The organism is Herbaspirillum sp. YR522 (assembly GCF_000282575.1).
In the GTDB taxonomy this organism is placed as follows: domain Bacteria; phylum Pseudomonadota; class Gammaproteobacteria; order Burkholderiales; family Burkholderiaceae_D; genus Herbaspirillum.
Window position 1 is genome coordinate 1 of record NZ_AKJA01000010.1, and the last position, 21,208, is coordinate 21,208.

Consider the following 21,208-nt stretch of genomic DNA (forward strand, 5'->3'; position numbering starts at 1 on the left):
TCGGCGGCCGCAGCCGCCATCGACACGGCCAGGGCCAGGCACAGGAGTACGGTGTGCCACACCGTGCGCGAAACAGGTTGTCGTGAAAAATCCAAGCAAGCTCCTTTATCTGGTTAGGCGTTATAGCAGCCGCGACCACAGGCTGGCGCCGAATTCCTTGATGCGTTCACCGATGGGGCGGTCTTCCCATTGCTTCAGTGTGATCTCGTGGGAGGCGTCGAGATCCCGGTTGAACAACGTATTCATCTGGCCGCCGAATTGCGGACTGAGGATCACGGCATTGATTTCCTGGTTGTAGACGAAGCTGCGCCAGTCGAGGTTGGTCGAGCCGATGGTCGACCAGACGCCATCGATGACGGCGGTCTTGGCGTGCAGCAGCGCATCCTGGCGCTCGAAGATACGTACCCCCGCGCGCAGCAGCTCATCGTAGAACGAGCGCGACGCATACTGCACCAGCGCCGAGTCGCTCTTGGCCGGCAGCACCAGGCGCACGTCGACACCACGCTTGACTGCGTTCTTGAGCGCATCGCGCAGTTGCGGGTCGGGCACGAAATAGGCATTGGTCAGGTACACCGAGCTCTCGGCATGATTGAGCGCCGAAATGAAGGTGGCATAGATGACGCTGTACGGATCGTCGGGCGAACTGCCGATGGCGCGCACGATTTCACCACCCGCCGCGGCCGCCGGCGGGAAGTAGTTGGTGTCGCCCAGGTCGGGGCCATGCTGCTTGTTCCAGGTATCGATGAACAGCTTCTGGAACTCGAGCGCGATCGGGCCGTCCATGCGCACCTGGGTATCGCGCCAGGGCACATCCTGGCCTTGCTTGTTGACTTGCGGTTTCTTCCTGCGGGTGCTGAACGAACCGCTCGAATAGACGCTGCTGATGTTGATGCCGCCGACGAACGCGGTCTTGCCGTCGACCACCAGCAACTTGCGATGGTCGCGCTGGTTGACTTCCCAATCCTTGCGCGCCTGCGCCGGATTGAGCGGGTTGAATTCGAGTACCCGCACGCCGGCATCGATCATCGGCTGGAAGAACGGCCGCGGGGTGTTGATGGCGCCCACGCTGTCGTAGATCAGGTTGACCTGTACGCCTTTCTTCTGCATGGCGATGAGCAGGTCGGCAAACTGGCGGCCGACCTCGTCATCTTCCATGATGTAGGTTTCCATGTTGATGTGCTGGCGCGCCGACTGGATCGCCTGGATCATCGAGGCATAGGTGGCCGGGCCGTCGATCAGCAACGTGACCTTGTTGCCGGTCACCAGCGGAGCTCCAGTGACGGCGCCTTCGACCGCTACGTGGCGGTCCAGGATGGTGCTGTCGCCGTGCTGCTGCTTGAGGCGATCGAGCACCGCCTTGGATTGCTGCTCCGACAGCACACCGCGTCCACCTTTCATCTGGATCGTGCGCGCCGATTGCGTGTCCATGTCCGGCACGATGGTGGGCAGCGACGTACAGCCGGCCACCAGGGTGCCAGCCATCAGTAGCGACAGTGCGGTGCGCATGCCAATTCGGCGTGTGATTTTTATTGATGCGAACTTGTTCATGGCGGTCTCGAATAGCCCGAAGCGGGTTCGACGAGTATAGGCCGCCGTGCTGTCGCGCTCCAGAGGGCAGGGCGCGGTTTGCGCCGGAATCGGCACCGTCCTACAGGGGAAAGCGATCCCTGCCTACAGCCGGTGTTGCCAGGATGGCAGCTCCACCTCAGTACACGTCGCGACGATAGCGGTGCTGCGCGACCAGGTCATCGACGGTGTCCTGGCCGAGGATCGCGACCAGCGCCTCGTCGACCCCGGCGGCCATGCCGTGCAGGCTGCCGCACACGAAGATCACGGCGCCGTCGGCGATCCATTGACGCACCGCATCGGCCGCCTCGCGCAGCCGGTCCTGCACATACAGTCGCTGTTGCTGGTCGCGCGAGAAGGCCAGGTCCAGTCGTGCCAGGTGGCCAGCGGCCAGCCAGCCCTCGAGTTCGTCGCGGTACAGGAAGTCATGGGCCCGATTGCGCTCGCCCCACAGCAACCAGTTGCGCCCGGCACCGGCGGCGACCCGGGCCCGCAGGTGACCCCGCAGGCCGGCCAGTCCGGAACCGTTGCCGATGAAGATGGCCGGCGTGTCCGGTGATGCGGGGGCGAAGTTGGCATTGTCGGCCAGGCGTACCTGCACCGTGTCGCCGATGTTGGCATGGTGCGTGAGCCAGCCCGACGCCAGGCCCAGCCCGTCGTCGTGGCGTGCCTGGCGCACCAGCAGGTGCAGCGCACCATCCTCGGCGATGGACGCGGCCGAATAGGTGCGCGGCGCCAGCGCCTGCAGGGTGTCGGCCAGTGCCTGGGCGCTGCCGGGCGCAGCCACGGCCGGCAACGCGCTGGTGGCCAGCGTCTCGCGCAGGCTTTGGCGCCGTTGGCCCACGCTGACCAGGCTGTCGCCATCGAGCTGCAGGCGCTGCAACAACAGCGCGATGCGGTCCGGCGCCTGGCGTGGCAGGATCTCGGCCAGCGCCCCCGGTGCCCAGTGCTGCGCCAGCGCGCTGCGCAACTCCAGGTGGAACAGGCCGCCGCCCTGGCTGCCGACATTGAGCTGGCGCCGCTGCGTCAGCGTCCAATGCCGCCACTGGCGATGCGCGACGTCGGCCGCCTGCGGTGCCGCGGTGGCGCTGATCAACTGGTGGTCGGCCAGCAGTTGCTGCCATTGCTGCAACGCATGCGGTTGCATGCGGTCGACTTCGATCATCGGGAACAGGGCGGTGGCGCCGGTGCTTTGCAGCCAGTGATCGAGGGTGTGGCCGAAGCCGCAGAATTTGTCGTAGTGGCTGTCGCCCAGCGCCAGCAGCGCATAGTCGACCTCGGCCAGCGACTGGCCGGCGGCCATGCGCAGGCGGCGCTCGAAGCCGCGCGCGGAGTCGGGCGCATCGCCCTGGCCGAAGGTGCTGACGATGAACAGGATGCGCTGGTGATGGCGCAATTTTTCCGGGGTCAGTCGCGCCAGCGATTGCAGCGTGACCGCCACCCCGGACTGGCGCAACAGCGCCGCCGTCTGCAGCGCCACGCGTTCGGCCTGGCCGGTCTGGGAGGCATAGGCGACCAGGCAAGTGGCCGCGGGAGCAGCCGGGACGGCGGCGACGACGTCGGTAGCGACGCCGACCGGCGAGGCGGGCGGGTCCGGTTGCAGGCTTTCACGTTCGGCGCGCAGGGCCTTCTTCTTGCGCCGGCGGTCCAGGTACAGCATCCAGCCGGTGATGCCGAACAGCGGCATCATCAAGCTGGCAATGGTCATGATGATGCGGCCTGGCAGGCCGAAGTAGGTCCCCATGTGCAGCGGATAGATGGCCGCCAGTGCCTGGCCGCCCCGGCTCTTGTCCGCATAGCGCTCCAGCAGGCGTACCTCGCCGCTCTGGGGCAGGACCGTCATGCGACTGCGGGCGCGTTCATGCGGCGCTTGCGGGTCGAGGTAGATGAACTGCACCGGCTGGGTGGATTTCTCGGGCAGGCGCAACTGGGCGTTGGCGAAGTCGGGCTCGGCGGCGATGAAGGTGTCCCAGGCCAGCGTGAGGTCCAGCCGCGCCTGGTGGGCATCATCGGCCTGTGCGCCTTTGCCGCCCGGAGTGCCGCGTGCATTGGCGCGGGGTTTGGCCTGGGCCTGGCCCTCGCCGGCCAGGGTATTGAGCCCCTGCTTGAACCAGTCCAGGGCCCAGTAGGCGCCGGTGACCGAGAAGATCACGTACATCGCCAGCGCCCAGGTGCCGATCACCGAATGCAGGTTCCACAGCAGCGAGCGCCCGCTCAGGCGAAAGTCCAGCCTGAGCCAGGCCTGCAGCGACAGCGGGCGACGCGGCCAGCGCAGGTACAGGCCCGACAGCGCCAGCGTCAGCAACGACAGCGCCAACGTGCCCAGCACGACCTTGCCGACCTCGGTGGGCAACAGCAGCCAGCGGTGGAAGCGTTCGGTGAGTTCGAAGAATTCCTGCCCGCTCAGCGGCCCGGACAGCGCGCCGGTGTAGGGATCGGCATAGCGCGCCTCGCCGCGCCGCTGGCCCGGGGGCGGGGCGAAGACCACGCGGGCGGCAGTGCCCGGCGCCGACGTAATGGACAGCGAGGCGACCCGCCGTTGCGGCTCGACGCGGCCGATCGCATCCAGCAGTTGCTGCGGCGTGAGCGCCGGTTGCTGGCGCACCGCCACATGCATCACCCCGGGGTTGAGCAGGTCGACGATTTCTTCGCGAAACGAAATCATGGCGCCGGACACGCCGATGGTCATCAGGATGGTGCCGGCGGTGATACCGATGAACCAGTGGATTTGGAACCAGATATTCTTGAGCATGCTGTTGGCGTGGGGTAATGAAAGGCGCGCCAGGCGGGGCGCCGCAGCACAGGGCTGGCGCCATTATAAGTGAGCTCAAATGATAATGATTGGTATTTGTCTTCGGCTTGCCGGCCCGATGGCCCGGTACCTGCAGGCCTGGCCGACTAGCGCGTTCGGGCGCTGGCGCCTGAGCTTTTATCGATCAGGTCCAGCATGGCGCGCGTCAGCGGGCTGGCGGGGTCGGCGGCGACGTCGATGATGCTCAGGTGATGGGCCTGCGGCGCGGCCACCACCCGCACCGCGTGTTCGGACTGGCGCAGGCAGGCCGCGTAGCTGTCCTGCTGGCGATGGAATTCGTCGGATTCAAGCCCGCCCACGCACAGCAGCGCATCCATGCCCGGCGGCAACGGGCGCAGGATGGGGCTGGCCTGGGCGGCGTCGCCCGGCGACAGGTGCAATATCTCGTTGAGGTAGCTCAGGCGTACCGGTTCCAGGTCGTACAGGCCGCTGATGCCGCACACGCCGCGTACCGGGGCCGCGCCCAGCGCGGCGATCAGCGTGGCCAGGTGGGCGCCGGCCGAATGCCCCATCAGCCACACGGCCTGGGCATCGAAGCCCAGGGCGCCGGCCTTGCTGCAGAGCTGGCGCAGGGCAAAGCCGCAATCGGCGGCGATCGACCCCATCCTGACCTCGGGCGCCAGCCGGTAGTTCAGCAGCGCCACGTTGATATCGGCGGCCAGGTAGGGCAAGGCCAGGTGGCTGAACTGGTGCTTGTCCAGCGAGCGCCAGTAGCCGCCGTGGATGAACACCAGCAGTGGCCGGCCATTGTTGGCGGCCGGAAAGAAGTCCCAGGTCTGCAGCGCGTGCTCGCCGTAGGCCACATCGGCCAGGTGCGGATGCCGTGCGCGTGCGGCCTGGCCGGCGGCGGCAAAGCGGTCGAAGAAGGCCTGGAAGTCGGGGATGCCCAGCCGCACGTTGTACTGGCGGTCGAGTTCTTCCTGGGTGTAGTCACGGTAGTTATTCACGTCTTCTCTCCCTGTGCGGCCGCGCTGGTTCATTCGGCGAAATGACTGGCGATGAATCCGCGCAACCACTGGTTTCCTTCGTCCTGATTGTAGCGGCGATGCCAGAATACATTGGTCTGCAGCGAAGGCAATCGCAACGGTGGCTTGACATAGCGCAGGCCGAAGGGTCCTGCCGCGCTCTCGGCCAGCTTGCGCGGCACCGTGACCACCAGGTCGGTGCTGCTGACAATATACGGCACTGCCGTGAAATGCGGCACGCGAAAACGCACATGCGGCAGCACGCCGGCCTTTTCCAGGTTCTGGTTGATGCGGTCGTAGGGGCTTTCCAGCGACGACACCATCAGGTGCCCGGCCGCCAGGAAATCCTTGAGGCTGATCTCGTCGCGGCCATCCAGCGGGTGGCCGAGGCGAAATATGCTCACATAGCCCTGGCGAAACAGTCGCCGCTGGTACAGCGCACCCGAGACATTGTCGAAGGCGCCGATGGCCAGGTCGACCCGGCCCGCCTCCATCTCGTTCTTGAGGTCGATGCTGCTGGCGCGCACGGTGCTGATGCGTATGCCCGGCGCGGTGCGTCCGCAGGCCTCGATCAGCGCCGGCATGAAGTAGACCTCGCCGACATCGGTCATGGCGATGGTGAAGTGGCGCTCGCTGTGCTGCGGCGCAAAGCGGTCCTGCTGGTTCAGGGCGCGCGAGACATGCTGCAGCGCAGTGGCCACCGGTTCGGCCAGTTGCTCGGCCAGCGGGGTGGGCTGCATGCCCTGGGCCGTACGCACGAACAGTTCATCGCCAAAGCTGCGCCGCAGCCGTGCCAGCGCATTGCTCACCGCCGGCTGCGACAGCCCGAGGCGGCGCGCCACCGAAGAGATCTGGCGTTCCTGGAACACCTCCTGGAATACCACCAGCAGGTTGAGGTCGATATCGCGCGGTTCGATCATTATTCATGAAATCAATGAGTCACATTCTTGTATTTATATCGTAAAAGAAAACCGATTGCACTACAGTTGTCAACGCAGACACAACAATGACAAGAAACCTGGCGTTGGCGGTGCCGATTGGTGCGGCCAGGCCAGCCAATGGAGACATGGCGCCCCCCACGGGCGTGCGCCTGCCACGACACAACAAGATCGAGACAAGAGGAGCAACAAGATGCGCCAACAGGCAAGCGGTGCCATGCCGGTGGTCAATGTCGACCAGGTAGTGGAGCAGGGGCGCTTCGGCGCGTTTCAATTCGGCTTGCTGCTGCTGTGCGGCCTGTGCCTGATCATCGATGGCTTCGACGTCCAGGCCATGGGCTACGTGGCACCGGCCATCATCAGCGACTGGGGTGTCAGTCGCGCCAGCCTGGGGCCGGTGTTCGGCGCCGGCCTGTTCGGCATGCTGCTGGGTTCGCTGGTGCTCACGCCGGTGGGCGACCGCGTCGGACGGCGTCCGGTGCTGATCGTATCGACCCTGTTCTTTGCGCTGTGCATGCTGCTTACGCCACTGGTCACCAGCATCGACCAGTTGCTGGCGCTGCGCTTCATCACCGGCTTCGGCCTGGGCAGCATCATGCCCAATGCGATGGCGCTGGTGGGCGAATTCAGTCCGTCGTCTTCACGCGTGACACGCATGATGCTGGTGTCATGCGGCTTTACCGTGGGCGCTGCCGCCGGCGGCTTCGTCAGCGCCGCCCTGATCCCGGCCTATGGCTGGCATGCGGTGTTCTGGGTCGGCGGTGCGGTGCCCTTGCTGCTGGGCCTGGCAATGCTGGCCTGGCTGCCCGAGTCGATCCAGTTCCTGGTGCTGCGCCAGCGCGCCCGGTCGCGGGTGGCGCATTGGCTGGGAAAGCTCGATCCCGCCATCGTGATCGGTCCCGACACCCGCATCGAGGTCAAGGACGCCCGTGCCGACGGCATGCCGGTGGCCGAACTGTTTCGTGGTGGCCGCGCCGGCATCACGCTGTTGTTGTGGCTGATCAGTTTCATGAACCTGATCAACCTGTACTTCCTGTCGAACTGGCTGCCCACGCTGATCCACGACGCCGGCTATTCCACCAGCATGGCGGTGCTGATCGGAACCTCGTTGCAGGTGGGTGGCGTGATCGGCACCTTGACCCTGGGCTGGTTCATCAATCGCCATGGTTTCACGCTGGTGCTGGGCACCTGTTTCGTGACCGCCTGCGTGGCCATCGCCCTGATCGGCAAGGTGGCGGCGGTACCGGCGCTGCTGTTCGTGGCGGTCGTGGTGGCCGGCTTTTGCGTGGTGGGCGGCCAGCCGGCGGTCAACGCGCTGGCCGGCACCTACTATCCGACCACCTTGCGCTCGACCGGCATCGGCTGGGCGCTCGGTATCGGCCGTATCGGTTCGGTAGTGGGACCGGTGATCGGTGGCCAACTGATCGCCATGCAATGGAGTAACTCGTCGTTGTTCATCGCCGCCGCGGTGCCGGCCCTGATCTCGGCCCTGACCGTGGCGCGCTTGCATCGCGTGCGTTGACTTGGAGAGCACCATGAATGTATCGACCGCCTACCTGTCCGGCTTCGGCAACGAATTCGCCACCGAGGCGTTGCCCGGTGCACTGCCGGCGCACCAGAACTCGCCGCAGCGCGCCCCCTATGGCCTGTACGCGGAGCAGATCTCCGGCACCGCCTTCACCGCGCCGCGCAGCCACAACCGTCGCTCATGGCTGTACCGCATCCGTCCGGCGGCCATGCATGGCGAGTTCGTGCAGATCGACAGCGGCCGGCTGGTGGGTCGCTTCGACCAGGTGCCGACACCCCCCAGCCAGCTGCGCTGGGACCCGCTGCCCGTGCCCGAGGCGCCCACCGATTTCGTCGACTCGCTGGTGACCATGGCCGGCAACGGATCGCCCGAGTCGCACAGCGGTTGCGCCATCCACCTGTACGCGGCCAATCGCTCGATGACCGATCGCTTCTTCTACAGTGCCGACGGCGAGCTGCTGATCGTGCCGCAGGCGGGGCGCCTGCAGTTGTTGACCGAACTGGGCGTGATCGAGATCGAACCGCAGGAGATCGCGGTCATTCCGCGCGGTATCCGGTTCCAGGTGCGGCTGCCGGACGGCCAGGCCAGCGGCTATGTCTGCGAGAACTTCGGCGCCCTGTTGCGGCTGCCCGACCTGGGCCCACTGGGGTCCAACGGATTGGCCAATCCGCGCGACTTCCTCACGCCGCGGGCCTGGTACGAGGATCGCGAGGCAGACCTGCAGCTGGTGGCCAAGTTCTGCGGCCAGCTGTGGCAAGCCAGCATCGGCCATTCGCCGCTGGACGTGGTGGCCTGGCATGGCAACTATGCCCCCTACAAGTACGACCTGCGGCATTTCAATACCATCGGCTCGATCAGCTATGACCATCCCGATCCATCGATCTTCCTGGTGTTGCAGTCGCCCAGCGATACCCCGGGAGTGGACACGCTCGATTTCGTGATCTTCCCGCCGCGCTGGCTGGCCGCCGAGCATACCTTCCGGCCGCCCTGGTTCCACCGCAACGTGGCCAGCGAATACATGGGCCTGATCACCGGCCAATACGATGCCAAGGCGGGGGGCTTCGTGCCGGGCGGCGGCAGCCTGCATAATTGCATGAGCGGCCACGGCCCCGATGCGGCGACCTTCGACAAGGCCAGCGGCGCCGACACCAGCAAGCCGACCAAGGTCGATCACACCATGGCCTTCATGTTCGAGACCCGTCATATCCTCCGTCCCACGCGCCACGCACTGGAATCGCCCACGCTGCAGCGCAACTACCAGCAGTGCTGGGCCGGCATCCAGAAGAACTTCACCCCGGAGTCACCATGAGCATCGCACTGAACGAAACCCATGACATCGACCTGCGCAGCTGGGTCGACAGCGCCAATGGCCAGGACCATCCTTTCCCGATCCAGAACCTGCCCTACGGCGTGTTTCGACATGCCGGCAGCGACCAGCCCTGGCGGGTGGGCGTGGCCATCGGCGATGCCATCCTCGACCTGCGCGCGGCACAGGCCGCGGGTGTCTTCTCGGGCTTCGACGAGTCGACGCGCCAGGCTGCGCAGCTGGCTGCCCAGGGCAGCTCGCTCAACCCGCTGATGGCGGCAGCGCCCGCTGCCTGGTCGGCCTTGCGCCTGGCGTTGTCGCGCCTGCTGCGCAGTGACTCGTCGCACCGGCATGAACTGCAAGCTTGCCTGTTGCCGCAGGCGCAGGCCGAGCATGGCTTGCCGGCGGTGATTGGCGACTATACCGATTTCTATACCTCGATCCATCACGCCACCACCATCGGCAAGTTGTTCCGTCCGGACAATCCATTGCTGCCCAACTACAAGTGGGTACCGATCGGCTATCACGGGCGGGCGTCCTCGATCGGCGTGTCGGGCCAGCAGTTGCGCCGTCCGCTGGGCCAGACCAAGGCGGCCGACGCCGACACCCCATCGTTCGGTCCCTGCAAGCGGCTCGACTACGAACTGGAGGTGGGCATCTTCATCGGCGGCGAGAATGCGTTGGGCGAAGCGGTGCCGATGGCGCAGGCCGAGCAGCGCGTGTTCGGCCTGTGCCTGTTGAACGATTGGTCCGCGCGCGATGTGCAGGCCTGGGAATACCAGCCGCTGGGACCGTTCCTGTCCAAGAGCTTCGCCTCGACCATTTCGCCCTGGGTGGTCACGCTCGAAGCACTGGCGCCTTATCGCTGCGGCTGGACCCGCGCCGTCGAGGACCCCCAGCCGCTGGCCTACCTGGACAGTCCCGGCCTGCGCGAGCACGGCGCCATCGACCTGCAGCTGGAAGTGCTGATCCAGACCGCCGCCATGCGCCAGGCGGGGCTGCCGGCGCAGCGTCTTTCGCTGTCCAATTTCCGCGATGCCTACTGGAGCGTGGCGCAACTGGTGGCGCACCATACCGTCAATGGCTGCAACCTGCGAGCGGGTGACCTGTTCGGTTCGGGCACGTTGTCCGGGCCGCAACCGGAACAGGCCGGGTCGCTGCTGGAATTGAGTCGCGGCGGCAAGCAGGCGGTGCAGCTGTCCAATGGCGAGCAGCGCATCTTCGTCGAGGATGGCGACACCATCATCATGCGCGCCGTGGCGCAGCGCCCGGGCCTGCCGCGCATCGGCCTGGGCGAGGTGGCCGGCAGCGTGCTGCCGGCGCGCCAGTGGCGCTGAGATCCCTTACACTGGCACGATACCGCCTCCCAGCAAGGACGACGATGACAACCCTGTACAGCTATTTCCGCAGTTCGGCGTCGTACCGCGTGCGTATTGCGCTCAACCTCAAAGGCCTGGGTTTCGATACCATCCCGGTGCACCTGCTCAACCAGGGCGGCGAACAGTTCCTGCCCCAGTTCGCCGAACTCAACCCGCATTCGCTGGTGCCGGTGCTGGCGCACGAGGGCCGGCACCTGACGCAGTCGCTGGCGATACTCGAATACCTGGAAGAGCGCTTCCCGATGCCATCGCTGCTACCGGGTAATGCGCTGGCCCGTTCGCGCATCCGCGCCCTGGCGCTGGACATCGCCTGCGAGATCCACCCGCTCAACAACCTGCGCGTGCTGCGCTATCTGAAGCATCAGCTGGGAGTGGACGAAGACCAGAAGAATGCCTGGATACAGCATTGGATCAAGCTCGGCTTCAGTGCACTGGAGCTACAGCTGGCCGCGGATGCCACGCGCGGCCATTTCTGCGTGGGCGATACCCCGACCATGGCCGATTGCTGCCTGGTGCCGCAGCTGTTCAACGCGCGCCGCTTCGAGGTCGACATGGCACCTTACCCGACCCTGGTGGCCATCGAAAGCGCCTGTAACGCATTGCCTGCGTTCCAGCTGGCGCACCCGGCGCAGCAGCCGGACGCGGCCTGATCAGGGCACCGGCCGCCGCGGCGCCAGCAGGTTGCCCGTCATCACCAATACCGGTTCGTCGTGCTGGTTGAAGGTGGTGACGCGGTGATGCAGGAAGCCCTGGTGCGGCTTGGACTGCGAGAACTTCACCCCCAGCACCTGCACTTCCATATGCAAGCGATCGCCTGGCCGCGTGGGACGCGGCCAGCGGAACTCATCAAAGCCGGCGCCGATCAGGCCGCCCGAAATGGGCAGCGTCTCGACCAGCATGCGCATGGTCAGCCCCGCCGTATGCCAGCCGCTGGCGGCCAGGCCGCCGAAGAACGACTGCTGCGCGGCAAGCTCATCCAGGTGGAAGGGCTGCGGGTCGAATTGCCCGGCAAATTGCTTGATCGCCTCGCTCGACACCGGCACCCCGCCCGGGTGGCGGAAAACTTGCCCTGGTTCGAAGTCTTCGAGGAACAATGGCTCTGGCATGGCGTCTCCCGGAATGATTGAGCTATACTGCAAACATCGTTGCAAAATGATAGTCAGTAGTGGTTGAAAATGATAGCGGAAAATCGCTGGCAAGGAATCGATATGGAACGCAAGAGTTTCGGCAACATGCAATGTCCGGTGGCGCGTACCCTGGAACGGGTGGGAGAGTGGTGGAGCATCCTGATCCTGCGCGACGCGCTGCAAGGGCTGACCCGCTTCGACCAGTTCCAGAAGAGCCTCGATATCGCGCCCAACATGTTGACCCGGCGCTTGCATACCCTGGTCGATGCGGGCTTGCTCGAACGTCGCCAGTACAGTGACCGGCCGCCCCGGTTCGAATACGTGCTGACCGACCTGGGCCGCGATTTCCGCACCATCATCATTGCCCTCAACGCCTGGGGCAACAAGCATTTCGCCCCCGAAGGACCGAGCGTGATGCTGGTCGATTCGAGCACCGGGCGCCAGGTCGACCTGGCGCTGGTGGATCGCAACAGCGGCCGCGAAATCAATGGCGACGACTTCCGGATCGTCGCTGGCCCCCAGGCCGACGACGGCTTGCGGGAGCGCCTCGATGCAATGGCTCTGCAGCGCGCGGCGGCCAACGAAGAACAGGCAATCCCGGCACCGGCCCGGCGCACCCGGTCCGGCAAGGCGCCGGCCGCCGACGGCCCGGCCAAGAAGGCCCCCGCCACCGGGCGCTCGCGGCGCGCCTGACGCTGTCGCTCAGCAAGTGCGCCAGCGATAGCGGTCCAGCTGGCCGCTCATGGCGCGTCGGCTGATCACCCGGTCGTCCCCCAGCACGAACAGGCGCACATCGTCCTCCAGGGCGGCGTCGAGTTCGGCCGGTGCCTGCGGCTGGGCACAGAACTGCTTGCCGGCCTCGCGCGCGGCCGCGCGTACCGCATCGCCTGCGGCCCGCACCGCCGGGTGCCTGGTCTGCCATGGCAATCGCAGTGCGTGCGACAGGGCGGTGGTGCCTTCCATCAAGATATCGATACCTTCCACGGCGGCGATGCCGGCGGCGCACGCCACGCCCTCGGCGTCCTCGATGGCGGCCACCAGCAACGGCAACTCATCGGCGCCGGCGCTACGTCCCAGGAACGACAGCCAGGCGTGGCAGGCGTGCTCCTGCACCCGCTGCACCTGTGCGGCCTGGCGGCAGTCACGTACCGCAGCGGCGGCCTGGGCCGGGTCGCGCATGCCCGACAGCACCACGCCGCTGATGGCGTGACCCAGCGCCTGTCGCGCCTGTGCGGTGGTGACGACCCTGACCAGCAGTGCAATGCGGGCATGCCGCGCGGCGATCACGATGTCGGCCAGCACGCTGGTGCGACATATTTGTTCGATGTCGACGACCAGGTAGTCATAGCCGGCCGCGCCGATCAACTCGACCGTGGCCGGCGAGGCCGTGGAGCAGGTCAAGCCGAATAGCGGCCCGGTACCCGCAAGGCGCTGGCGCAGCGAGAGCGGCGCCGGCTCCCGGGATGCCGCGAGTGAACGGTGGTGGCGCTCGGCGACGGCACAGAGCAACTTGTTGGCGGGCATGGCGGGCTCCTCGATGCGTGGCGACTCCAGCCATGGCCTGGCCGGTCGTGATTTTCCTGATGATTATTTCTTCATGGAAACAACACGCCGGACTATATCCGCTTAGCTTTCTTGCATGCAATACATCGCCATTATTGGTGAGGATCATGCCGACCGGCGCCGCGGCTGCGCGGCATCGCCCGGGGCCTGGGCAAAGTCGGCCAGTGCCGATTGCCATTGCGCCTCGGCCCCGTCCATCGCCGCCAGCTTGACGTGGCCGTAGCCACGGATGCGCTCCGGCACCTGGGCCAGCTTCAGCGCGGCGGGCTTGTTATGCGCCTCGAGCTGCCGTGCCAGCGTACCTAGCCACTGCAGGTAGCGGTCGCGCCAGGCGCGTTCGCGGCGGCGTTCGTCGGTATGGCCGAAGATATCCAGGGGCGTGCCGCGCAGCGGTTTCAATTTCGCCAACCATGAAAAGCCGGTCATCATCCAGCCGCCGAAGGCGATCTTGGCCGGCACCTCCGAGCCCGGTTTCTTGCGCGCCAGCAGTGGCGGCGCCAGATGAAACTGCAGCTTGTAGTCGCCGTCGAACTGCGCCGCGATCTGGGCCCGGAAGCCAGGGTCCGCATGCAGGCGTGCCACTTCGTATTCGTCCTTGTAGGCCATCAGCTTGAACAGGTTGCGGGCCACTGTCTTGCTCAGCTGGCGTGGCGAGGCGTCGCCTTCGAGCATCACCTCGCGTTGCTCGATGGCAGCCACGGCCTGGGCATAGCGGCGCGCATAGGCCGCGTTCTGGTAACGGGTCAGCCATTCGACCCGCAACGCCACCGTATCGGCCAGGGTCTTGGGCGCGGCGAACTGGATCACCTGGTGCCGTGGCTTGCCCAGCCGCTCCAGCGCCGAGGCATCGGCCGCGGCCAGGCGGCCCAGCGTGAAGGCGCGCTTGTTCATGTCGACCGCCACCGCGTTGAGCTCGATGGCGCGCATCAGCGCCGGCAAGCCCACCGGCACCAGGCCGCATTGCCATGCATAACCCATCAGCAGGATGTTGGCGCCGATCGGGTCGCCCAGGAAGCGGGCGGCGGTATCGTTGGCGTCGATCAGCGAAAGCTGCTCGCGGCCAGCGGACGCTGCCAGCTTTTCGATCAGGCCGGCCTTGTCGATCGAGGCATCCGGATTGCGGGTGAATTCCGCGGTCTGGATCTCGCGCTCGTTGGCGATGATGCGGGTGTGCGCCCGCCGCATCACCGCCAGGCTGTCGGGCATGGCGGCCACCACCAGGTCGCAGGCGAATACGGCGTCGGCCTGCTGCAGGTCGATCCGCACCTGGTTCAGGGCCGCAGGCGAAGAGGCAATGCGCACATGCGACAGCACCGCGCCGCCCTTTTGCGCGAAGCCCATGAAGTCCAGCGTCGAGGCGCCACGGCCTTCCAGGTGCGCGGCCATGCTGATGAGCGCGCCGACGGTCACCACGCCGGTGCCACCGACGCCGGCGACCAGCATCTCGAACGGCTTGGCAAAGCCATAGGGCGCCGGTGTCGGGTAGGGCGCCAGCGCGCGTTCGAGCTCGGCCAGGCCCAGGCTGGCGCTGGCCGGTTTCTTCAGGGTGCCACCCAGTACCGACACGAAGCTCGGGCAAAAGCCCTCGGCGCACGAATAATCCTTGTTGCAGGATGATTGCTCGATCTGCCGCTTGCGCCCCAGCTCGGTTTCCAGCGGCAGGATCGACAGGCAATTGGATTGCACGCCGCAGTCGCCGCATCCTTCGCACACGGCCGCGTTGATCATCATGCGGCGCGGCGGATCGGGAAACACCACCTGGTCAGGCTTGTTCTTCTTGCGGCGCCGGCGCTTCTCGGCCGCGCAGGTCTGGTCGTACACCAGCACCGTCACGCCGGGGATGTCGCGCAGCCTGCGCTGGATCACGTCGAGTTCGCTGCGATGATGCACCTTGACCCCGGGCGGCAGGGCGACGGCGGCGTAGTTCTCGGGCGCATCGGTGACCACCACCACGTGCGCGGCACCTTCGCTGGTGACCTGTTGCACGATCTGCGGCACCGACAGGCTGCCGTCGACTGGTTGCCCGCCGGTCATCGCCACGGCATCGTTGTAGAGGATCTTGTAGGTGATGTTGGCGCGGGCAGCAATGGCCTGGCGGATCGCCAATGAACCCGAATGATAGTAGGTGCCATCGCCGAGGTTCTGGAACACATGCTTTTCGCCCACGAAACGTGAGCTGGCTACCCAGTTCAAGCCTTCGCCGCCCATCTGCGCCAGGTAGCCGGTGTCGCGTTGCATCCAGGTCGCCATGAAGTGGCAACCGATGCCGGCCATGGCGCGGCTGCCGTCGGGCACCCGGGTGGAGGTGTTGTGCGGGCAGCCGGAACAGAAGTAGGGCGTGCGCTTGACCCCGTCGGCGCTGTTGGACAACAGTTCGGCGGCGCAGAAAGCGGGCAGCAGGCGATGCAATTGGAGCGCCGGATACCTGGCGCCCAGCCACTGCACCAGCGCCGGTGCGATGCGCGAGGGCCGCAGCTCGCCCAGCGCCGAGAGCAGGCCGTTTCCATTCACATCGGTCTTGCCGATGATGGCCGGCCGTTGTTGCGGCGGCAGGTTGTAGAACAGGTTCTTGAGTTGTTGTTCGATCACGGCGCCTTTTTCCTCGACCACCAGCAGTTCGTCCAGGCCCGCCGCAAAGTCGGCCAGGCGCGTGCGTTCCAGCGGAAACGTCAGGCCCGGCTTGTACAGGCGCACGCCCAGCTGCTCCAGCCTGGCCAGCGGCAGGCCCAGGCGTTCTAGCGCCTCGAGCAGGTCGAGATAGGCCTTGCCGGCGCTGATGATGCCCAGCCGCGCCGCCGGTGCCGGCACCACCAGCTTGTCGATCGAATTGGCGCGGGCAAAGGCCTGCACTGCGTCGAGCTTGTCGTGGACCCGCTGTTCCAGCGCCAGGCCGGGCAGGTCGGGCCAACGGTTGTGCAAGCCATCGGCGGGCGGCTGGTAGTCGGTGGGGATGGCGAATTGCGGCAGGGGCGGCAATTCGACCACGGCGCCGCCCTCGACCGTCTCCGAGATCGCCTTGAAGCCGGTCCAGGCACCGGAAAAGCGCGACAGCGCCCAGCCATACAGGCCGAATTCCAGGTATTCCTGGATATTGGCGGGATTGACCACCGGCATGCCCCAGGCCATCACCGCCTGTTCGCTCTGGTGCGGCATCGACGACGACACGCAGCCGTGATCGTCGCCCAGGATCGCCAGCACGCCGCCGTGCGGTGACGAGCCATACGCATTGCCGTGCTTGAGGGCGTCGCCGGCACGATCCACGCCCGGGCCCTTGCCGTACCACATGGCAAACACTCCCTGCACCTTGCGGGTCGGGTCGGCCTCTACCTGCTGCGAGCCCAGCACGGCGGTGGCCCCGAGTTCTTCGTTGATCGCCGGCAGGAACTCCACCCCGTGCCGCTGCAGCAGCGATTGCGCCCGCCACAGTTCCTGGTCGACCGCCCCCAGGGGCGAGCCGCGATAGCCGCTGATAAAGCCGCCGGTGGCCAGGCCGGCCGCTTCGTCGACGCGTTTTTGCATGCACAGCAACCGTACCAGCGCCTGGGTGCCGGTCAGGAACACCCGCCCACTGTCGCGGGTCAGGTTGTCCGAAAGCGCGTAGTCGGGGTCTGCCAGGGGCGCTTGTTCCGGCCGCGCCGGTTCGGTCGCTGCAGTCGCTGCGGGGCTCGACGCCAGGGTCGAGCGGAAAGGGGGGATCGTCACCGAGTTCATTATTTTCGTTTCACCAAAAGGGGCCGGGAGGGTGCCTGGGAACACTTGATGGTGAGAAAGGATATGGCCGGCAAGCCCGAAAATTATTTCTATTTGTTCTCCTTCTTTTACTAGAATAGAAAAAACATTTCTAAAACATGGAGACAAAATGAAAAACACACCGCTCGATTCCGCGTCGCACAAAATCCTTGCCGAGCTGCAAATAAACGGCCGCATCTCGTCCAATGAATTGGCCGAGAAGGTCGGCATGTCGGCCAGCCCGTGCTGGCGGCGGCAGAAGGAGCTGGAAGACAACGGCTACATCGTGCGCTATACGGCGCTGGTGGACCGACGCAAGCTGGGTCTGGCGGTATGCTGCCTGGCGCATATCTCGTTGGCGCGCCATGCCGAAGGGGTGGTGGAGAATTTCGAGCAAGCCATGCGGCTGCGCCCGGAAGTGGTGGAGTGCTACGAAACCACCGGCAATGCCGACTACCTGGTCAAGGTGATCGTGCCCGACATGGAGGCCTACCATGACTTCCTGCACAACGTGCTGGTCAAGCTCAATGGCGTGTCGCAGGTCAACACCAGCGTGGCGTTGCGCGAAGTGAAATACGAGACGGCGCTGCCGCTGTAGCGCTGCCGAAGCAGCGACCCGCCGCAGGACCGATGATGCACAGGCTGGATCGTATCAGCGAGGTGTCGGGTCGCGTGCCGCGCTGCCCTTGCTGCTCGGCCTGGCCGCCGGCTCGCTGACGGCCATCGCCAGTGCGGTCGGCGTGGCCTGGTGGCTCGGCGCCTCCAGGGAGATCATCGTCTCGATGGCGCCCAAGTCGGCCACCACGCCGATTGCCACGGCCATCGCCGAGCGGTTTGGCGGCCTGCCATCGCTCACGGCAGTGATGGTGATCTGCACCGGCATACTGGGTGCGGTATCGGCCAAGTTCATCCTCAACGTCCTGCGCATCGACCACCACGCGGTGCGCGGGTTTGCCCTGGGCGTGGCCTCGCACGGGATCGGCACCGCGCGTGCGCTGCAGGTCAGCGCCGAGATGGGCGCCTTCGCCGGGTTCGGCATGGGTCTCAACGGTATCTGCACGGTGGTGCTGGTGCCGGCCCTGTTGCCGCTGTTGCTGCGCTACCAGGGGTGAGTGCAGCCGATGGCGTAATGTCCGCGCCCGCGCCATGACGCCAATGTCGAGCTTTGCGCCGGGCGCCGGCAAGCTTGCCGGCGGTGCCTGGCGATAGTGCGGTAACATCGTGCTCGATCAAGCCCACTGCCGGCACAGCCGGACCGGTCCAACCGCGTCTTCAACAGCGAATCGCCAATGCCCTCATTCCCGTCGCCATCCACCGCAGAAAAGATGCGCGCCCTCTCCGGCCAGGTTTTTTCCGAATGGCAGACGCGTGTGCGCAGCCAGGTCAGCCAGGCCGCGCGCCTGAGCGAACCGATCCTGACCGACTCCCTGCCCACGCTCTACAAGGGCATCTCGGACGCCATCGAGGCCAATTCGCTGTCGGCCTACATCGGGCTGACGCGCTCGGTGGGGGCCGAGCACGGCAACGAGCGCGCCCGCATCACGGCCTACAATGTCGCGGCACTGATCAAGGAGTATCAACTCTTGCGTACGGCCATCATCGATGTGCTCGAGACCCATGAGGTGGTATTGAACACCGCCGAAGGGCGTATCTTCAACGGCATGATCGACCTGTCGATCTCGGAAGCGGCCAACGGCTTTGCGATGGTGCAGGCGGTGTTTCGCGAGCGCTTCGTGGCCACCGTGGCCCACGACTTGCGCAATCCGCTGAGCGCCTGCCTGATCGCCTCCCAGATGATCGGGCGCTCGACCGACCCGGAACATATCCGCGCGCTGGCCGCACGCATCGAATCGAACAGCCTGCGCATGAACCGGATGATCGAGGACCTGCTCGACAACGTCGTGTTCGAGGCCGGCGAGCGACTGCACCTGGAGCTCGAGGAGTTCGACATGCAGGACCTGGTGCAGGATGTGATCGAGCAATCGCGCCAGATCCACGACCACCGCTTTGTCTATCGCGGCGAATCGATCAAGGGCTGCTGGGGCTTCGAGCCGGTCCGGCGCGCGCTGGAGAACCTGATCGGCAACGCCGTCAAGTACGGCGACCCCGAGCGCCCCATCACCATTACCCTGGCCGACGGCCGCGGGCGCGCCCGCTTGACGGTGCATAACGAAGGCCTGGTGATCCCGGTGGGCGACATCGAATCCATCTTCAAGGTGTTCCAGCGGGCCGGCCAGGGCAAGGAACAAGCAGCCATCGGCTGGGGCCTGGGCCTGCCCTACGTGCGCAATGTCGCCGAGAGCCATGGCGGCAGCATCTCGGCCGAAAGCAGTGCCGAAAAGGGCACCAGCTTTGCCATCGACATGCCGGCCGACGCCCGGCCTTTCGTCAGCACCCCGGTGCTCTGATATTGCCCTGGTCGCCGGCGAGCGCCAGCGGCAGGCCCCTGGCCCAGCGATTGGCCGATAACGAAAATGCCAGCGAACGGACCTGGTGATACCAGCCGGCCGGCACATACAGCATTTCTCCCGGCTGCACCACGCATTGCACCCACCACGCCTGGCGCGCCAGCGGAAAGCGCTCGAAGTCGGGGGCCTCGGGGTCGAAGGGCGAACCGTACAGCAGGCCATTGGCTTGCGTGGGATACAGCAGGTCGTGGTGATGGGGCGGCGCCAGCATGATGCGCTTGCATCCCCATACTTGCGCGAAGATGTTGTCGTCATAGTCGCAATGCAGCGGCGTCACCGTGCCCGCCGGGCCAAGCCAGAATCGCGGCGGGCCCATCTTCCTGAAATAATTGGGCCAATGGCAAAGCGCATTGAGGGCGCGCAATTCGAGGTTGCCCACATACGGCGGCAACCCCTCGCGGTGATCGTCCACCAGCGCAAGATAAGTCTCGAGCGACATGTCCTGCATCGCCCGGTCGGGCGCGAAGGCGGTATTGATATAGTCGCCCACCCGGGCGCGTACCGGCACGTCGCCAAAGCGCTGCCGCAACGCATGCGGCGTCAGCGTCGACAGGGGCCACTTGCCGACCAGCCCGGTCATGATGAAGGGCAGGCCCTGGCTGGCGCGCGCCGTAAAGCCCCTGGCATCGAGCGCCGGCAGGCGCGCCACGGCGTTCATGGGCGCCAGCGCGCGGGCGCTACGCTTGATCGCCTCGCGCATGGCGTCGATGGAACTCACCCCCCGTGCCTGCGCGTCGCGCTGTTGCCGCGCCTGCTCCTTCATCTGCGCCTGCTCGGGCGACAGCGGGGCCGCCAGCGGTCGGGGTGGCAGCGACCCGTGGACCGCATTGCCCGATGGTGGCTTGGGCATGCTTCAGTCGCTCCCCGCCGCGGCGCCGTCGTCGGCCACCAGCCGGGTGCAGGCCAATCGCACCTGCTCGCGCAGCCAGCGATGGGCCGGGTCGAGTTCCAGGCGTGGGTGCCACATCTGCGAGATGGTGATCGGCTCGGTCTTGACCGGCAGCTCGAAGGCGTAGGTGGTGTCCGGCCCCAACGGTTGCTTGCCCGGCAGCGGGCGCAGGTAGGACGCCGGCACCAGCGCCACCAGGTCCGAGCAACGCGCCACGGCCAACGCTGCCGGAAAGCTGGGCACGATGGCGACGATCCTGCGCGTCAAGCCCAGCGCTTGCAGCGCGACATCCACCGGGCCATGGCTGCGCCCGCGACGCGAGGTGACCACATGACCGCAGGCGGCATAGCGCGCCGCGCTCACGCTGCGCCAGGCCTCGATCGGATGCCCGCGCCGGACCACGGCCACGAAGCGATCCCGGAACAGGGCCTGCACCCGCACTTCCGGCCCCATCCCGCTCACCACCCCGATTTCCAGGTCGGCGCTGCCGTCGCGCAGGGGCAGCGGGCTTTTCTCGACCTTTGGCGCAAAGCACAGGCGCAGCCCGGGGGCGGCTGCCGTGATGGCCTCGATCAGCGCCGCGCCGAAGGCTTCCACGAAGCCATCGTTGGCGCGAATGGTGAAGGTGCGCTCGAGGCTGGAGATATCGGATGCGGGCGAGGACGGACGCAGCATCGATCTTGCTTCATGCACGACATTGGTGGCACGCTCGCGCAAGGCCTCGGCGCCAGGGGTGAGCACCATGCGCCGTCCGGCGCGCACCAGCAGCGGGTCGCCGGTGAGGGTGCGCAGCCGGGTCAGGGTACGGCTCATGGCCGAGGCACTGAGTCCCAGCCGGCGCGCCGCGCCGGCCACGCTGGCTTCGGCGATCAGGGCGTCGAGCGCAATGAGCAGGTTCAAGTCGGGATCGGACATGGGCCGATCCTAACATGTCGATC

General features: G+C 66.3%; 16 protein-coding genes and 1 pseudogene. 8 read left to right on the forward strand and 9 right to left on the reverse strand.

What is annotated here, in order from left to right; translation table 11 throughout:
* Positions 1–120 precede the first annotated feature (120 nt).
* From cls to PMI40_RS00840, 4 genes are all read right to left on the reverse strand, one after another.
* A complete protein-coding gene (gene cls, locus PMI40_RS00825) occupies positions 121–1,506 on the reverse strand; it encodes a cardiolipin synthase (RefSeq protein WP_008111155.1) in 1,386 nt (461 codons plus the stop codon).
* 199 nt (positions 1,507–1,705) lie between these two features.
* Positions 1,706–4,318 carry a sulfite reductase flavoprotein subunit alpha gene (locus PMI40_RS00830; RefSeq protein ID WP_008111156.1) on the reverse strand — a complete coding sequence of 871 codons (2,613 nt, stop codon included), beginning with the start codon at positions 4,316–4,318 and terminating at the stop codon, positions 1,706–1,708.
* Positions 4,319–4,464: 146 nt separating this feature from the next.
* Positions 4,465–5,325 (reverse strand): alpha/beta hydrolase, encoded by an 861-nt coding sequence (locus PMI40_RS00835; RefSeq protein ID WP_040501489.1) that lies wholly within the window; start codon positions 5,323–5,325, stop codon positions 4,465–4,467.
* Positions 5,326–5,354: 29 nt separating this feature from the next.
* Entirely contained in the window at positions 5,355–6,263 is a 909-nt protein-coding gene (locus PMI40_RS00840) for a LysR substrate-binding domain-containing protein (protein WP_008111160.1), read from the reverse strand.
* A gap of 211 nt (positions 6,264–6,474) precedes the next feature.
* Between PMI40_RS00840 and PMI40_RS00845 the strand changes: the two genes are divergently transcribed.
* Genes PMI40_RS00845 through maiA form a run of 4 tightly spaced genes read left to right on the forward strand, consistent with a single transcriptional unit; the run spans position 6,475 to position 11,144 of the window.
* Entirely contained in the window at positions 6,475–7,803 is a 1,329-nt protein-coding gene (locus PMI40_RS00845) for an MFS transporter (RefSeq protein WP_008111163.1), read from the forward strand.
* 13 nt (positions 7,804–7,816) lie between these two features.
* Positions 7,817–9,118 carry a homogentisate 1,2-dioxygenase gene (gene hmgA / locus PMI40_RS00850; RefSeq protein ID WP_008111164.1) on the forward strand — a complete coding sequence of 434 codons (1,302 nt, stop codon included), beginning with the start codon at positions 7,817–7,819 and terminating at the stop codon, positions 9,116–9,118.
* On the forward strand, positions 9,115–10,452 hold the full coding sequence (fahA, locus tag PMI40_RS00855) for a fumarylacetoacetase (protein ID WP_008111165.1): 1,338 nt from the start codon (positions 9,115–9,117) through the stop codon (positions 10,450–10,452). The genes hmgA and fahA overlap by 4 nt, the downstream gene beginning before the upstream one ends.
* Positions 10,453–10,496: 44 nt before the next feature.
* Positions 10,497–11,144 carry a maleylacetoacetate isomerase gene (gene maiA, locus PMI40_RS00860; RefSeq protein ID WP_008111166.1) on the forward strand — a complete coding sequence of 216 codons (648 nt, stop codon included), beginning with the start codon at positions 10,497–10,499 and terminating at the stop codon, positions 11,142–11,144.
* Here maiA and PMI40_RS00865 read toward each other — a convergent pair whose 3' ends face one another.
* The gene (locus PMI40_RS00865) at positions 11,145–11,600 is read right to left on the reverse strand and encodes a MaoC family dehydratase (protein ID WP_008111167.1); all 456 of its coding nucleotides are present in this window, start codon (positions 11,598–11,600) and stop codon (positions 11,145–11,147) included.
* A gap of 102 nt (positions 11,601–11,702) precedes the next feature.
* Here PMI40_RS00865 and PMI40_RS00870 point away from each other — a divergent pair, with 102 nt between their 5' ends.
* Positions 11,703–12,314: a helix-turn-helix domain-containing protein gene (locus PMI40_RS00870; protein WP_008111169.1), complete on the forward strand. Its 612-nt coding sequence runs from the start codon at positions 11,703–11,705 to the stop codon at positions 12,312–12,314.
* Positions 12,315–12,323: 9 nt separating this feature from the next.
* Here the strand turns inward: PMI40_RS00870 and PMI40_RS00875 are convergent, their stop codons facing one another.
* Positions 12,324–13,145 (reverse strand): aldolase/citrate lyase family protein, encoded by an 822-nt coding sequence (locus PMI40_RS00875; protein ID WP_008111171.1) that lies wholly within the window; start codon positions 13,143–13,145, stop codon positions 12,324–12,326.
* A gap of 144 nt (positions 13,146–13,289) precedes the next feature.
* Positions 13,290–16,895, reverse strand: a complete 3,606-nt coding sequence (locus PMI40_RS00880) for an indolepyruvate ferredoxin oxidoreductase family protein (RefSeq protein ID WP_008111173.1) — start codon at positions 16,893–16,895, stop codon at positions 13,290–13,292.
* A 148-nt stretch (positions 16,896–17,043) separates the two neighbouring features.
* Here PMI40_RS00880 and PMI40_RS00885 point away from each other — a divergent pair, with 148 nt between their 5' ends.
* The 3 genes and pseudogenes from PMI40_RS00885 to PMI40_RS00895 all read left to right on the forward strand — a co-directional run bounded on the left by PMI40_RS00885 (position 17,044) and on the right by PMI40_RS00895 (position 19,321).
* Positions 17,044–17,511 carry an Lrp/AsnC family transcriptional regulator gene (locus PMI40_RS00885; protein WP_008111175.1) on the forward strand — a complete coding sequence of 156 codons (468 nt, stop codon included), beginning with the start codon at positions 17,044–17,046 and terminating at the stop codon, positions 17,509–17,511.
* A 73-nt stretch (positions 17,512–17,584) separates the two neighbouring features.
* Positions 17,585–18,025 (forward strand): annotated as a pseudogene (locus PMI40_RS00890) (LrgB family protein); the annotation flags it as partial.
* A gap of 213 nt (positions 18,026–18,238) precedes the next feature.
* The gene (locus PMI40_RS00895) at positions 18,239–19,321 is read left to right on the forward strand and encodes a sensor histidine kinase KdpD (protein WP_051001732.1); all 1,083 of its coding nucleotides are present in this window, start codon (positions 18,239–18,241) and stop codon (positions 19,319–19,321) included.
* On the opposite strand, the gene PMI40_RS00900 is transcribed toward PMI40_RS00895, so the two are convergent.
* Positions 19,302–20,231 carry a cupin-like domain-containing protein gene (locus PMI40_RS00900; RefSeq protein WP_008111180.1) on the reverse strand — a complete coding sequence of 310 codons (930 nt, stop codon included), beginning with the start codon at positions 20,229–20,231 and terminating at the stop codon, positions 19,302–19,304. The genes PMI40_RS00895 and PMI40_RS00900 overlap by 20 nt on opposite strands.
* A 3-nt stretch (positions 20,232–20,234) precedes the next feature.
* Positions 20,235–21,185: a LysR family transcriptional regulator gene (locus PMI40_RS00905; RefSeq protein WP_008111182.1), complete on the reverse strand. Its 951-nt coding sequence runs from the start codon at positions 21,183–21,185 to the stop codon at positions 20,235–20,237.
* Positions 21,186–21,208: the final 23 nt, after the last annotated feature.

What these genes read in the sequence shown, in the direction of transcription:
- hmgA (WP_008111164.1), top strand. Translation starts at nt 7,817, where the DNA reads ATGAATGTATCGACCGCCTACCTGTCCGGCTTCGGCAACGAATTCGCC.
- PMI40_RS00830 (WP_008111156.1), bottom strand. Translation starts at nt 4,318, where the DNA reads ATGCTCAAGAATATCTGGTTCCAAATCCACTGGTTCATCGGTATCACC.
- cls (WP_008111155.1), bottom strand. Translation starts at nt 1,506, where the DNA reads ATGCGCACCGCACTGTCGCTACTGATGGCTGGCACCCTGGTGGCCGGC.
- PMI40_RS00865 (WP_008111167.1), bottom strand. Translation starts at nt 11,600, where the DNA reads ATGCCAGAGCCATTGTTCCTCGAAGACTTCGAACCAGGGCAAGTTTTC.
- PMI40_RS00840 (WP_008111160.1), bottom strand. Translation starts at nt 6,263, where the DNA reads ATGATCGAACCGCGCGATATCGACCTCAACCTGCTGGTGGTATTCCAG.
- PMI40_RS00875 (WP_008111171.1), bottom strand. Translation starts at nt 13,145, where the DNA reads ATGCCCGCCAACAAGTTGCTCTGTGCCGTCGCCGAGCGCCACCACCGT.
- fahA (WP_008111165.1), top strand. Translation starts at nt 9,115, where the DNA reads ATGAGCATCGCACTGAACGAAACCCATGACATCGACCTGCGCAGCTGG.
- PMI40_RS00905 (WP_008111182.1), bottom strand. Translation starts at nt 21,185, where the DNA reads ATGTCCGATCCCGACTTGAACCTGCTCATTGCGCTCGACGCCCTGATC.
- PMI40_RS00895 (WP_051001732.1), top strand. Translation starts at nt 18,239, where the DNA reads ATGCGCGCCCTCTCCGGCCAGGTTTTTTCCGAATGGCAGACGCGTGTG.
- PMI40_RS00900 (WP_008111180.1), bottom strand. Translation starts at nt 20,231, where the DNA reads ATGCCCAAGCCACCATCGGGCAATGCGGTCCACGGGTCGCTGCCACCC.
- PMI40_RS00880 (WP_008111173.1), bottom strand. Translation starts at nt 16,895, where the DNA reads ATGAACTCGGTGACGATCCCCCCTTTCCGCTCGACCCTGGCGTCGAGC.
- PMI40_RS00885 (WP_008111175.1), top strand. Translation starts at nt 17,044, where the DNA reads ATGAAAAACACACCGCTCGATTCCGCGTCGCACAAAATCCTTGCCGAG.
- PMI40_RS00870 (WP_008111169.1), top strand. Translation starts at nt 11,703, where the DNA reads ATGGAACGCAAGAGTTTCGGCAACATGCAATGTCCGGTGGCGCGTACC.
- maiA (WP_008111166.1), top strand. Translation starts at nt 10,497, where the DNA reads ATGACAACCCTGTACAGCTATTTCCGCAGTTCGGCGTCGTACCGCGTG.
- PMI40_RS00845 (WP_008111163.1), top strand. Translation starts at nt 6,475, where the DNA reads ATGCGCCAACAGGCAAGCGGTGCCATGCCGGTGGTCAATGTCGACCAG.